Raw genomic sequence first — 13,212 nt, 5'->3', positions numbered from 1 at the left:
AGCACGGACTCGACGCTTTTTGGCCCGTGCCGCCCTTGTGCAGGACGTCTGTCGCACACTGCCAGTCTTCTAACCCGGCAGAGCCAGCTCGAACCACACCGTCTTCCCCGTCCTGCCCGTACGACCCGGACGTGTTCCCCAGCGCCGCGCGGAGCGGGACACCAGCTGGAGGCCGCGCCCACCCTCGTCGTCGACGCCGGCGATGCGCTCCAGGGGCGGGTCGGGGAGCGGGTCGGACACCTCCACCAGGAGGCTGCCCAGGGGGTCAGCGGGCCGCACGAGACGTACGCCGATGGGCCCGGAGGCGTGACGCAGGGAGTTGGTCACCAGCTCGCTGACGAGCAGCACGGTGATGTCGCCCAGGGGCCCGAGGCCCCAGACGGCGAGCTGTTCACGGACGACGCCGCGTGCGGTGCGGACGGCGCCGGGGTCCGCGGGGAAGGCCCACTCGGCGCAGTCGCCTTCGGTGTCGATCACGCCGATCACTTCCAGACCAGTAGCTGGACCTGTCCGTTTTCATGCCAATAGTGTGAATAGTTGGCACATACCCGATATTCGGGGTCGTTTACCGCACACCTGGGCGCACTGGGGCACGAACGGCTCGAACGGCGTACGCGGAGGGGGCGCAGCCGCGACGGCCGGGAGGCGGCGTGCGACGGTCAGGAATGCCGCGTGCGACGGTCAGGAGGCAGGCTGCGACTGTCCCAGCAGCGCCGTGACGGCGGGCACGTCCGCGGCCAGCCAGTCGACGGACCAGACCTGCTCGGGCGCCAGCCAGCGCAGCTCGGCGTGGTCCTGGAGGGGCCGGGGTTCTCCGGAGACGAGCCGGGCGGTCCACACCCGCAGGACGTACCCCTTGGGGAGCGGCCACTGCCCCGGCACCCGGCCGGTCGGTTCGGCCTCGACGCCCAGTTCCTCGCGGAGCTCGCGCACCAGCGCGTCCTCGCACCGCTCGCCGGGCTCGACCTTGCCGCCGGGCAGCTCCCAGCCGCCCGCGAGCTCGGGGGGCGCGCTGCGCCGCGCGGCGAGCAGGCGTCCGTCGTCGTACAGGGCGGCGCCCACCACGATCCGTTCGTTCATGCCGCGGAGCCTAGGGCCTGCTACCGTCCGCCGCCGTTCTGGCTCATCTTCTCGATCGAGTAGAGCTGCTTGTTCCCCCGGTCGTCGAGGCGGTCCGCGATCCGCTGGGCCTCGGCCTTCGTCGCGTACCTGCCCACGCGGTAGCGGTTGCCGTTGTCGTCCTGCCGAATCACGAACCAGGGCAGCAGAGCCGTCCCGTCATTCATCGCGCCCCTCCGTTCGCCACCCCCGGCGCGCCCCACGCCTCGATCTGTAAGGAAACCGCAATCCGCATATGCCCGAGCCTACGCCCGACCTTTACTCAGCGGATACGGCTTTGCACAAAGAGGTACGCGGGTGGGCCGCTCTCGGCCAACTCCGGGCAAACAGCAGGGGGCGCACCCTTTGGGTGCGCCCCCACGGGCGTACGGCGAAGCGCCCTTTGTGATGGGCTACGGAGAGGGCTACTTCACGGGCAGGTGGTACGCGACCTGGTAGCGGTCGGCGGGCACCACGATGTCCGCCGTCTCCACCGGGCGGCCCGACGCGTAGTACGTGCGGTGGACGACGAGGACCACGTGGCCCGGGACGCCGCCGAGCGCGGTGAGCTCCTCGGCGAGGCCTGGGCGGGCGCCGACCTCCTCCGCGACGTTGTCCACGATCACGTCGATGGCCGCCATCCGGTCCACCACTCCGCAGCCGCCGAGCGGGCCCTCCTCGGGGAGCATGACGGGGGTGCGGCCGGTGATGGCCAAGGGCTCCCAGGAGGTGGAGAGCATCATGGCCTCACCGGCGTCCCGGAAGACGTACTTGGTGCACATCACGCGGTCGCCCGCGCGGATGGCGAGCCGCTCGGCGATCGCGGCGCCGGCCTCGGTCTGCTCGCTGCGGGACTCCCAGGTGCCGCGCACGCCGTCGGCGGCCTGCTCCTGGCGGAACGGGGTCGAGCCGCCGTTCACCGCGCGGTACCCGGTGCGGGCGATCTTGCGGGGGACGGGGCGCTCGCGCACATAGGTGCCGGAGCCGGAGCGCCCCTCGACCAGGCCCTCGGCCATCAGGACCTTGCGCGCCTCCAGGGCGACCGTGTCCGACACCCCGTACTCCTCGCGGATCCTCGCCTGCGAGGGGAGGCGCGTACGCGGCGGCAGCGAACCGTCGGCGATCTTCTTGCGGAGATCACCCGCGACCCGCAAATACGCCGGCTGTTCACCGAATGTCACTGGCCACTCCCATCAGGTTGACAGACAGCAACAGCCTGGCAACCGTGGGTTGTTGCGTGCAACCCAAGGCCAAGGAATCACTCGAAGTGATGATTTCTCCCGGCGCAGGTCTTTACGCGGGGCCTTTCCGCGGATATGGCGGACGGTCGAGCGTCGCGAGGAAACGTTCGGTCGCAGCCCGGGCGATCTGGCTCCCCCAGCCTCCCCAGTTCACGTCGAAACAGTGATCGGCCCACGGAAGTTCGACGTACGTCACGGGTGCGCCGGCGCCCTTCAGACGCCGGGCCAGCTCGCGCGCCTGGGCCACCGGCACCGCGCGGTCCGCGCTTCCGTGCAGCAGCAGCGTCGGGGGCACGTCGCCCCGGACGAGCCGGGCGGGCGAGCCGAGGCGGTAGCGGGCGGGGGCGGAGGCGGCCGAACCGCCCATCAGGGCCGGGATCATGGGGTCGCGGCGCAGCGCGGTGCCGGCGATCAACTGCCGCATGTCGGTGGGCCCGTAGAGCGAGAGCACTCCCGACACCGAGCCGTCGCGGACCGCGCAGGAGGGCGGGACGCGGGCGTCGTCCTCGGTGTAGGCGGCGGCGAGCGCGAGGTTGCCGCCGGCCGAACTGCCCGCGAGCAGCAGCCGTTGCGGGTCGACGCCGTACACGCGCGCGTGGCGCCGCACCCAGCCGACCGCGCACTTGACGTCCCCGATCTGGTCGAGCTGGGTGCCCAGGGGCGCGAGGCGGTAGTCGATGTCGAAGACCGACCACCCGCGCGCGTTGAACCACCGGTTCCACTCGGGGGTCTGGCTGCGGTGGCCCTTGTTCCAGCCGCCGCCGTGCACCCACACGACGGCGGGGCGCCGCGCCCCGGACCGCCCGGGCGGTGCCCAGAGGTCCAGCGTGAGCTTCTGCCCCTTCGTGCGGTGCGTCGTCCCGTGGCCGCGGCCCACGCGCGCGTAGGTGAGCGTCCGCGCGCGGTCGGGCGCCTCGGCGTGGTTGACGCCGTCGAAGTACCGCGTGGCGGCGAGCCGTTGCCCCTGGCGCTCCGCGGTGCCGTAGGCGGCGGCGTACGGCATCACTCCGTAGACGAGGGCCGCGAAGGAGGCGAGCGCGGCGAGCCCCGCGCACCAGGGGTGGCGGCGGCCGGCGAACGCGGCGGCGGTGAGCCCGAGCAGACCGGGCGGCAGCAGCACCAGGCCCCAGGAGGTGATCCCGCCCGCGACGAGCACCAGGAGGGGGACGCGGGGCAGGGGGGCGGCGACGAGGACGGCGAGCGCCGCGTTCAGCAGGCAGGCGGCCAGGAGCAGGGACCGGGTCACGGCGGGCGGCGGCACGACGGACGTCACGCCGAAGAACTATCACAGAAGCGGACAAAATCCTCTCAGGCGTCCGCCCCGGAGAGGGTCACACCGCGGCGCCCTCGCCGTGGTCCTCGCCGAGGCCCGACTCCGCGCCGTCCTCCGGAGTCGCGTCACGCGGCGAAGTGGTGCCGAGGCCCAGGGACTTGCGTGCCGCGATGGCGTTCTTGTCGCCGAGTCGCTGAAGGGCCGCTACGTAGTGGTCGTTGAAGCTGTCGGCGTCGGTGGCCCCGGCCGCCTTCGCCCACTCCTCGCGGCTCTTGCCGAGCTCGGTGACGAGCGCGTCGATGTGGCCCCGCGCCGCCTTCGGCCAATCGTGCGCGCGCAGCAGCCGCACCCGTTCGGCGAGGCCCTTGTCGACGCGGGCGGCCCACTTCTTGTGCCCTTCGAGGTCGTCCTCGACCCGCTCCGCCGCGGGCTCCGACTGATACGCGTCGTCGAAGGGGCGGTCCGCCTTCACGTACGCGAGCTGGTCGGCGTCGAGCGTCGTGGCGTCGCGGCGCAGGGAGCCCTTCAGCGGCCGCTCCGGTTCCGCGGCGCCGAAGAGGCAGGTGACGTGGCGGTCGCCCCGGCGCCAGGTGGACCGGTCGGGCATGAAGTAGTAGATGTCGGCGTCGTCAAAGTCCGCCCAGCCGTCCAGGACGTAATCCCACTGGAGCTTGGTGCACTTGGTCTCGGCGAGGCCGACGAGCGCGTCCTCGCCGGGGTAACTGCCGTTGTTGACGCGGAACGACGCGAAGACCTCGCCGTCGTGCCGCCCCGCGCACGGCACTTCGTGGACCTGGAAGGCGTACCGCATCGAGTCGAGCTCCCCGTCGGGCGCGTCGAAGCAGCCGCCCTTGTCGACCGGGAAGGAACCGGCGGACTCCCGCGCCGCGTCCCTGAACCCTTCGGCGAACTCGCGGGCGCCGCCCGTGGCGACGGCGAGGACGAGCAGCAGGACGCCGACCACGGAGAGGATGCTGCCCGCGATCGCCATCCCCTTGCCCCGCTCACCCTTCTTCTTGATCTGCGCGAGCGCGACGAGACCGAGGATCAGGCCGACGGCGGGCAGGAAGCAGAGGATGCCGAAGACCAGGGAGGCGATCGCGAAGCCGTTGACCGGCGGCCGGGAGTACGGGGAGTACGGCCCGGGCCACTGCTGGTACGGGGCGTGCCCGTGCGGCGGCCACGGGGCTCCTTGCTGCCCCTGCTGCCACGGCTGCTGCCCCGGCGGGGGCGCGTACGGGCCGGGCGGCGGCGGTATGTCCACGGGTAGCGTGCTCCTGGTTCAAGGGCGGGCGGTGCGGAAAGCTTGGCGCATCGTAATCGGGGGCGGGGGCGAAAAGGTAATGCAACGGCAAACCTTGACAACTCGGGCGGTGGTGCGGGCCGTCAACGGCCTGACCTCCCGGTGGGCGACGACGGCGGCCGCCGACCGCAGCACCGTCTTCTCGGCGCCCGGCGTCTGGCCCCTCCTCGCGTTCCTCGCGGACGGCGCCGGGGGCGCGGCCCGCACGGAGCTCGCCGACGCGGTGGGGGTGCGGCCGGACGAAGCGGCGCCCGCCGCACGGCAGTTGCTGGCCGCGATGGGCCGCGTGCGGGGCCTGGACGCGGCGCTCGGCCTCTGGACGAAACGCACCCTGACCCTGCGCGACGCGTGGCGCGGCGGGGTGCCGGTGGACGCGCTGGGCGTGCTGACCGGTGACCCGGAGAAGGACGGGGCGGCGCTGGACGCGTGGGCGGCGGAGCGGACGGGCGGGGAGATCGAGCGGATGCCGGCAGGGCTGACGCCGGACACGGAACTCGTCCTGGCGAGCGCGCTGGCGCTGCGAACGGACTGGGAAGTGCCGTTCGAACGTCGCCCGGCGGAGCCTGCGGGGGGCCCGTGGCGCGGCCTCCGGATCGCCGGGCTCCAGCGGTCGGCTCCCGGGCTGGACGCCGTACAGGTGGGCCGTTGCTCGGACGGCCGTGTCACAGGAGTCACCGTGCGCGGCACCGAGGAGGTGGACGTGCACCTGCTGCTCGGCGAGGCGTGCATGAACCCTGGAGAGGTGCTTGCCACGGGAGTCGGGATGCTGTCGGGCGACGTCCCCACGACACCGGGCAGCGAGCTGACACGGAGCCCGGCCGGCCCGGGCGTCGCCCTGTGCGAATCTCGCGCCGACACTCCCGGCGAGCCGCCCCACGTGCGGCTGCACGCCGTGGAGTTCACCGTCGGGGCGGAACACGATCTGCAGGCGCGTCCCGGCCTCTTCGGCCTGGCGGCCGCGGGTGCTCCTCTTCCCGGTTCCTTCCCGGGAATCTCCGACCGGGACCTTGCGGTGGAGTCGGCCCGGCAGACGGCGACCGCGACGTTCGGCGCGACGGGCTTCCGTGCCGCCGCGGTCACCGCGGTCGCCATGGACTGGATGGGGCTGCCCCCGCACGTGACGACCGGGCTGGCGGTCACGATGGACCGCCCCTTCGGCTTCCTCGCCGTCCACCGCACCTCGCGCCTCGTCCTCGCGGCGGGCTGGGTCACCGACCCGGAGCCGTACCGCGAGGACGAGGATCACTGAGGTACTTCAGAGATCAGAACTGCAGGCTCCAGGAGTCGATCTTCCCGGTGTCCTGCGCCGCGTTGTCGCTGACCCGCAGCTTCCACGTGCCGTTGGCCGTCTCCGAGGAGGCGTTCACCGTGTACGTGGTGTTGATGTTGTCCGAACTGCCGCCGGTGCCGTAACCCTTGAGGGTGTAGGCGGTTCCGTCGGGGGCGATCAGCTGGACCTGGAGGTCGCCGATGTACGTGTGCTGGATGGTCACCGGCACGCTCAGCGCGGCGGGCGCGTTGCCCGGGACCTCGGTCACGGTCACCGGGGACTCGGCCGTGGCGTTGTCGCGGATCGCGTAGTCCGTGTCGTTCGTGAACTTCTTGCCCGGCGGGTTGGTCGTGCCCCCGGTGACGTTCAGGAGACGGTTGGGCGAGCCCGTGCCCGGGCTGGTGACGACGCCCGTCGAGGAGGCGCTGACCAGGGCCGAGGACACCTGCGCCGGGGTCGAGGCGGGGTTCTGGCCCAGGTAGATAGCGGCCGCGCCCGCGACGTGCGGGGAGGCCATCGACGTACCGGAGATGGTGTTGGTGGCGCTGTCGCTGGAGTTCCACGTCGACGTGATCGAGGAGCCCGGGGCGAAGATGTCGAGGATGCTGCCGTAGTTGGAGTAGCTCGCCCTCGCGTCGGTGTTGGTCGTGGCACCGACGGTGATGGCCTCCGCCACGCGCGCGGGCGACTTGGTCGACGCGTCGGTCGACTCGTTGCCCGCCGCCACGGCGTAGGTGATGCCGGACGCGATGGAGTTGCGTACCGCCGTGTCGAGCGCGCTGTCGGCGCCGCCGCCGAGCGACATGTTGGCGACGGCGGGCTTGACCGCGTTCTTGGTCACCCAGTCGATGCCCGCGACGACCTGTGCCGTGGTGCCGGAGCCCTGGTTGTTCAGGACGCGGACGCCGACGACCTTGGCCTTCTTGGCGACGCCGTGCAGGGTGCCCGCGACGGTGCCCGCGACGTGCGTGCCGTGGCCGTGGCCGTCCTGCGCGGTGTTGTCGTTGTCGATGGCGTCGTAGCCGTAGGAGGCACGGCCGCCGAAGTCGCTGTGGCTGATGCGGACGCCGGTGTCGATGACGTACGCGGTGACGCCCTCGCCCGCGGAGTCCGGATAGGTGTACTTCTGGTCCAGCGGCAGGGTCTTCTGGTCGATGCGGTCCAGGCCCCAGGACGGCGGGTTCGTCTGGGTCGCGGAGGCAGTGAAGGTCCGGTTCTGGACGACCGCGTCGACCGCCGGGTCCGCCGCGAACTTCTTCGCCTCGGCCTCCGACAGCTCGACCGCGTAGCCGTTGAGAGCCTTGTCGTAGGTCCGCTCGATCTTGGCGCCGTACTCCTTGGCGAGGGCCTTGCCCGCGGCGGAGCGCGCTTTCGGACCGTTCTTGTCGAGGCTCACGATGTAGCTGTTCTTGATCGCGCCGGGTGCGCCGGCGTTCTCGATCGTGCCTTCCGCCCGGTCCGGCTGCGCGTTCGCCGGGAGGGCGGAGACGACGCCGAGGGCGAGGGCCGCGACCGCTGTCGCGCTGATCCCGGCCAGTCTTCGGCGGTTGTGACGCATCACTGCCATCTGAGGGGTCCTCCTCAATAGGTGGTGCGTTGGTGGGGGATTGGTGCCGTGGTGCCCACACTCGCGGGGACATGCGGCAGGGGCATGTCAAGACGACATGCCTGCTCTTGCCTCCGTCGGGACGAAAGATTGGCGGATCCATAGGAATCCCACAAGAGTCAGGACCGGACGTAACAGGGCCCGGCCGCCCTGCGGTGACGCCCCTTCGACGGCCGTCACACGCCTCTCTTGTCCCAGCTTCAACAACCGCCCCACATAGCCTGCGCGCATGACAGAGACGACAGACGGCACGACCGGCACACCCGCCCTCCCCGACTTCCGCTGCCCGGCCGACGGGACACGCGTCCCCGCGGGCTCGCTCGCCTGGTCGTGCCCCGCCTGTCGCGGCCCCCTCGACCTGGACTTCTCCCCCGTACCCGCGCCTCTCGACGCCCTCGCGGGACGCGTCAACTCGCTGTGGCGGTACGCGGAGTGCCTGCCGCTGCCCGCGCCCGCGATCTCCCTCGGCGAGGGCCGCACGCCCCTCGTGCCGCTCGCGGGGCCGGTTTCGGCCAAGCTCGACTTCCTGATGCCGACGCTGTCCTTCAAGGACCGCGGCGCGGTGCTGCTCGCCGCCCTCGCCCAGCGCCTCGGCCCGGACCGGGTGATCGCCGACAGCAGCGGCAACGCGGGCACGGCCGTCGCCGCGTACTGCGCGCGTGCCGGGCTCGACTGCACCGTGTACGTCCCCGCCGGCACGTCGCCGAAGAAGCTGGAGCAGATCCGCGCGCACGGGGCCCGCCTCCACGTCGTCGACGGCGACCGCGAGTCGACGGCCCTGGCCGCCCGCGCCGCCGCCGACGAACCCGGCACGTTCTACGCCTCGCACGTCCACAACCCCTACTTCCTCCACGGCACCAAGACGTACGTCCACGAACTCTGGGAGGACCTCGGCGGCCGCCTCCCCGACGCCCTCGTCGTCCCCGTCGGAAACGGCACGCTGCTGCTCGGCGCGGCCCTCGCGGTCCGTGAGCTGTACGCGGCCGGGCTCATCGCACGCCGCCCCGCGCTGTACGCCGTGCAGTCCGCGGCGGTCGCCCCGCTCGCCGCCGCGTGGCGGGCCGGCGCGGACGACGTCGTCGGCGAGACCCCGATGGCACCGACCCACGCGGAGGGCATCGCGATCCCCCGCCCGCTCCGCGCCCGGCAGATCCTGCGCGCGGTACGCGATGCGGGAGGCGCCTTTCTGACGGTGACGGAGGCCCAGATCGCCTCCGCACAGCGGGATCTGGCCGCCCGCGGGCTCTACGTCGAGTCGACGGGCGTGGCGTGCTGGGCGGCCGTGCGGGACGGGGCTCTCGGGGAGCTGACGGCGGTGGTTCCGCTGTGCGGGGCGGGGGCGAAGACGGGGCTGGCGGGACCGGCGGGGTGAAGGAGGGGAGCGAGGGACGGGCGGGGCAGGGTTCATCGGCCGGATGACACCTGTGCACGGGTGTGTGAACGCCCATAGCCTGTGCGACCTTCGCACCCTGGGGGGTCTCGTGAACGGTCTCCGTGCGGTTGTTGTCTGCCTGGTGCTCGCGTGCGCCCTGTCGGTGTCGCCGGCCACGGCCGTGACGCCGGGCTGGTCCGCGCTGCCGGTGCCCGCGGCGGCCCCGCCCACCGACGTGTACGACCTCGCCGCCCGCGGGCCGGACGAGGCGTGGGCGGCCGGGTACGAGTACACCGCGGACGAGATGCGGCCGTTCCTGTACCGGTGGAACGGCACGGCGTGGAGCCGGGACACGACCTTCCCCGGAGCCGGTGAGCCGGGCCGGCTCAGCAAGGTGCAGATCGTCGGCGACGAGGTGTGGTTCTTCCACACCGACGGTGAGGGGAAGGGAGAGATCCTGCGCCGGTCGGCGGGGAAGTGGAGTGCCGTCCCGCTGCCGCAGACCATGTGGGTCTACCAGGACTTCGCCGCCGTACCGGGCGCCGCGTGGGTGGTCGGCCAGGACGACGACGGACTGAAGGTGCTGCACTACGACGGGTCTCGCTGGACGGCCCAGTCCGCCCCGCCCGACGTGCACTTCGTGGCGGGCGTCACCGCGCGTACCGCCACCGACGCCTGGGCCTGGGCGGACACCAGCACCGGCACCGCCATCCTGCGCTGGGACGGCACGGCGTGGCGGGACGCGCAGGTGACGCTGCCGGCCAACGGCAACGTACACACGATCATGCTGGACCGGTCCGGCCGGGCCACGGTCAGCGGCGCCCAGTACATCGACAACGCGACCCGCACCTACCTGATGACGTGGAACGGCCGCACCTGGCGCACCAGCTACCCACCGCTGGGCAACACCTTCACCGAGGCCCTCGTGCGCGGCGCGGACGGCGCGCTCTGGCTGCCGGTGCGCAGCGACCGCGCGTTCCAGTCGAAGTACGCGCGGGTGGACGGTGACCGCACCACCTTCTCGTACGGCCCCGAGCGCCCGAACGCGATCAACGTCAAGCCGACTGCGCTGGCGAGGGCCGGTTCCTCGCTGCTGTCCTTCGGGACCGTCGAGATCTACGGCTCGAAACCGAATCTGATGAGCGAGCGGCTGGGAGGCTGACCATGGCACGCGGACTGCTCGTCATGGCACGCAGATTGTTCGTCGCACCCCTCGCCGCCGCCCTGGTCATCGTGACCGCCATGGCGTCGGCGGCCGCGGAACCCGGGGCCTGGCGGCACGTTCCGGTGCCGGCCGAGGTGCGCCCGCAGGCCGGGCTGAACGAGGCCGTGGCGTTCGGCCCCGGCCGGGCATGGGCTGTGGGCACCGACGCCGTCGGCCGCGAGGCGCCGGGCTTCCCGCTGATGCTGCGCTGGGACGGCACCGCGTGGCAGCGCCAGAAGCTGCCGGGGGCCGGCTGGCAGGGCGAGCTGCTGTCCGTCGCCGCGACCTCGCCGACCGCGGCCTGGGCGGTCGGCCGTGACACGGCGGGCGCCGCCCGTCTGCTCCGCTTCGACGGCAAGGAGTGGCGGGAGAGCCGGGCGCCGCGCGACGTCACCCTGACCAAGGTCGTGGCCGGCGGCGGCGAGACGTGGCTGATCGGTTCGCGGCCCGGCGCGCAGGTGCTGCTGCGCCGCAGCGGATCCGGCTGGCAGGAGATGCCGGTGCCGCCGGGGTCCGTGTACGGCCTGCACGTCAAGGCGGCGGACGACGTCTGGGCCGCGGGCGACACGCACATGGGCGCGGCCGTCTCGCACTGGGACGGCAAGGCGTGGCAGCAGACGACCGTGTTCGGGTTCCCCCGGGCGGCCGTGGGCAGCGTGTACGCGGTCTCCGACACCGAGGTGTGGGCGGGCGGCACCGCCGGGTTCGTCGGCGGCCCGGTCGGCAAGCCGATCCCGCCCCTGCTGGTCCGCTTCGACGGACAGGCGTGGAACCGGGTGACCGTGCCCACCGACTTCGGCTCGATCAGCTCGCTGGCGCCCGCGCCCTCCGGCGAGCTGGGCTGGGTCGCGGTGGCCGGCTCGCAGAAGTACGGTCCGCCGGGGAGCTGGCCGCCGTTCGTCTCCGGACCGGACTTCCTCGCCTGGGACGGGCAGACGTTCACCGGGTACGACGAGCCGACGGTGGCCGGTGAGGGGGCGTCCTCCCGGATGCAGCTGGCGCCGGTGCCGGGCACGGAATCGGTGTGGTCGGTCGGCAGGGCCGCCGGTCCCGAGGGCGCGTTCGCGCCGCGCATCCTGCGCTTCGACTGACCCGCCCCGCCCCGCCTCCCTCTCCCCCTCCCCCTCCCTCCTCCCGCTTCGGCGAACGCTGTCGGGGTTCGATGCCAAGTAGGGGGTGAGACCGCCGTCCGGCGGTCGGAGAGGGAGGGACCGTGACATCGGATGAACGGGACGGCCCCGGGGTGACGGCGTCTGCGTCGGACTCGCCGGAGTCGGCGTCTGCGTCGGACGCCGTGTCCGACGATGAGTTGCTCGTCCGGGCCGCGCACGACGCCTCGGCGTTCGAGCCGCTGGTACGGCGGCACGCCCCCGCGCTGCACGGCTACTTCGCCCGGCGCGCGCCCGGCGCGGCGGACGACCTGCTGGCCGAGGCGTGGCTCCAGGCGTACACCGCGCGGCGCGGCTTCGACGCGGCCCGCGGGCCCGCGCGTGCCTGGCTGTTCGGCGTGGCCAGGAACGTGCTGTCCGCGCACTGGCGGCGGTCCTGCCGGCAGCGCCCCGGACCGGCCGGGGACGGCCGTGACGACCCGTGGGAGGCGGTGGACGAGCGGCTCGACGCGGCCGCCGTGGCGCCGCGACTGCGCGCGCTCCTCGCGGAACTCCCGCCCGACGAGCGCGAGTTGCTGCTGCTCGTCGCCTGGGAGCAGCTGACGCCCGGGGAGGCCGCCGCCGTGGTCGGCATCCCCGCGGGCACGGCCCGCTCCCGGCTGCACCGCGCCCGGCGCAGGCTGCGCGCCGACGCGCCCCTCAAACTGACAGGAGACCCGGCATGACCACCGACGACATCACCGACGACTTCACCGACCTGCTCGACTTTCCCGGCGGCGCGGAGCTCGTCGCGGCGGGCCGGGTGGACCCGCCGTCCGCCGGCGCGGTGGACGCCGCGCGGGCCGCGGTGACCCGCGCGGCCGACCGCGAAGCCGCCGTGGCGCCGGCCGCACTCCTCCGCACCCGCCGCCTCCCGCGCCGCCGCAGGCTCCTCGTCGCCGCGGCCGCCGTGGCCGCGATCGCCACGGGGGCCGTCGCGTACCCCGTCCTCGACATGGGCGGCGAACCGGCGGCGACGGCCTCGGCGAGCCAGTTCCTGGACGGTGTGGCGGAGGTGGCGGCGGATGCTCCCGCGACGGAACCGGCGTACTGGAAGGTGCGGGTCGAGACGGACAACCAGGACGACGGGAAGCGTACGGACACCACCTACTTCGACCGCGAGGGCCGCGTCTGGTCGGTCGACGCGGACGGCACGGTCCACGAGCCGCCCGCCGGGAAGGAGGGCAAGGTCAAGAAGTGGCCGGTCGGCGAGAAGTGGCTGACCTGGCCCGCGCTGGAGAAGCTGCCGACCGACGAGAAGGCGCTCGCGGCCCTCTTCTCCGCCGACCCGGAGAGCCGTTCGCAGCAGGTCGCGATCCTGCTTGAGGACGCGCCCGTCGGCCCCGAGCTGCGCGCGGCGCTCTTCCGCATCCTCGCGGACACCCCCGGCATGAAGCTGATCGGCGACGTACGGGACAGCAAGGGCCGCGCCGGAGTGGCCGTCGAGATCACCCGGAAGGCGTGGTACAGCACGGGCCCGGGCGAGAAGGTGACCCACCGCACGAAGGACCGCTACGTGGTCGACCCCCGCACGGGCCTCCTCCTCGAGACGAAGCACAGGATCGTCGGCCAGGAGACCCCGCCGGACCGGTACACGTGGCTGGAGGTGGGGCCGGCGGACCGGGTGGGTTAGGGCCTGCCGGGGAGTCGCGCCCATAGCCGATCCGGCGCCCAAATGCCATGTGAGACAGGCAACG

The 13,212-nt window shown here is 73.1% G+C and carries 13 protein-coding genes; 6 read left to right on the top strand and 7 right to left on the bottom strand.

What is annotated here, in order from left to right; translation table 11 throughout:
- Positions 1-69 precede the first annotated feature (69 nt).
- The 6 genes from ACI2L3_RS38450 to ACI2L3_RS38425 form a co-directional block, all read right to left on the bottom strand.
- A complete protein-coding gene (locus ACI2L3_RS38450) occupies positions 70-486 on the bottom strand; it encodes an ATP-binding protein (protein ID WP_404757112.1) in 417 nt (138 codons plus the stop codon).
- 195 nt (positions 487-681) lie between these two features.
- Positions 682-1,080: a (deoxy)nucleoside triphosphate pyrophosphohydrolase gene (locus tag ACI2L3_RS38445; RefSeq protein WP_404757111.1), complete on the bottom strand. Its 399-nt coding sequence runs from the start codon at positions 1,078-1,080 to the stop codon at positions 682-684.
- A 20-nt stretch (positions 1,081-1,100) separates the two neighbouring features.
- Positions 1,101-1,286, bottom strand: coding sequence for an SPOR domain-containing protein (locus tag ACI2L3_RS38440; RefSeq protein ID WP_404757110.1), 186 nt, complete (start codon positions 1,284-1,286; stop codon positions 1,101-1,103).
- A 237-nt stretch (positions 1,287-1,523) separates the two neighbouring features.
- A complete protein-coding gene (locus ACI2L3_RS38435; protein WP_404757109.1) occupies positions 1,524-2,279 on the bottom strand; it encodes a GntR family transcriptional regulator in 756 nt (251 codons plus the stop codon).
- A gap of 112 nt (positions 2,280-2,391) precedes the next feature.
- Positions 2,392-3,612: an alpha/beta hydrolase fold domain-containing protein gene (locus ACI2L3_RS38430; protein ID WP_404757108.1), complete on the bottom strand. Its 1,221-nt coding sequence runs from the start codon at positions 3,610-3,612 to the stop codon at positions 2,392-2,394.
- A 58-nt stretch (positions 3,613-3,670) separates the two neighbouring features.
- Positions 3,671-4,876, bottom strand: a complete 1,206-nt coding sequence (locus ACI2L3_RS38425; RefSeq protein ID WP_404757107.1) for a DUF4190 domain-containing protein — start codon at positions 4,874-4,876, stop codon at positions 3,671-3,673.
- 94 nt (positions 4,877-4,970) lie between these two features.
- Here ACI2L3_RS38425 and ACI2L3_RS38420 point away from each other — a divergent pair, with 94 nt between their 5' ends.
- Positions 4,971-6,164 (top strand): serpin family protein, encoded by a 1,194-nt coding sequence (locus tag ACI2L3_RS38420; RefSeq protein WP_404757106.1) that lies wholly within the window; start codon positions 4,971-4,973, stop codon positions 6,162-6,164.
- Positions 6,165-6,177: 13 nt separating this feature from the next.
- Here the strand turns inward: ACI2L3_RS38420 and ACI2L3_RS38415 are convergent, their stop codons facing one another.
- Complete coding sequence (locus ACI2L3_RS38415; RefSeq protein WP_404757105.1) at positions 6,178-7,752, bottom strand: S8 family peptidase; 1,575 nt, start codon at positions 7,750-7,752, stop codon at positions 6,178-6,180.
- 268 nt (positions 7,753-8,020) lie between these two features.
- On the opposite strand from ACI2L3_RS38415, the gene ACI2L3_RS38410 reads away from it, so the two are divergent.
- From ACI2L3_RS38410 to ACI2L3_RS38390, 5 genes are all read left to right on the top strand, one after another.
- Positions 8,021-9,163 (top strand): threonine synthase, encoded by a 1,143-nt coding sequence (locus tag ACI2L3_RS38410; protein ID WP_404757104.1) that lies wholly within the window; start codon positions 8,021-8,023, stop codon positions 9,161-9,163.
- A 109-nt stretch (positions 9,164-9,272) separates the two neighbouring features.
- Positions 9,273-10,325 (top strand): hypothetical protein, encoded by a 1,053-nt coding sequence (locus tag ACI2L3_RS38405; protein WP_404757103.1) that lies wholly within the window; start codon positions 9,273-9,275, stop codon positions 10,323-10,325.
- A 2-nt stretch (positions 10,326-10,327) separates the two neighbouring features.
- Positions 10,328-11,458, top strand: a complete 1,131-nt coding sequence (locus tag ACI2L3_RS38400) for a hypothetical protein (protein ID WP_404757102.1) — start codon at positions 10,328-10,330, stop codon at positions 11,456-11,458.
- Between the two features lie 122 nt (positions 11,459-11,580).
- The gene (locus tag ACI2L3_RS38395) at positions 11,581-12,201 is read left to right on the top strand and encodes an RNA polymerase sigma factor (protein WP_404757101.1); all 621 of its coding nucleotides are present in this window, start codon (positions 11,581-11,583) and stop codon (positions 12,199-12,201) included.
- Complete coding sequence (locus tag ACI2L3_RS38390) at positions 12,198-13,148, top strand: CU044_5270 family protein (protein ID WP_404757100.1); 951 nt, start codon at positions 12,198-12,200, stop codon at positions 13,146-13,148. Before ACI2L3_RS38395 ends, ACI2L3_RS38390 begins: the two co-directional genes overlap by 4 nt.
- Positions 13,149-13,212 lie beyond the last annotated feature (64 nt).

The organism is Streptomyces sp. NPDC029674, from assembly GCF_044903205.1.
GTDB lineage: Bacteria > Actinomycetota > Actinomycetes > Streptomycetales > Streptomycetaceae > Streptomyces.
Note: the sequence above shows the minus strand (reverse complement) of the source record. Positions and strands in the feature narration are given on the sequence as shown.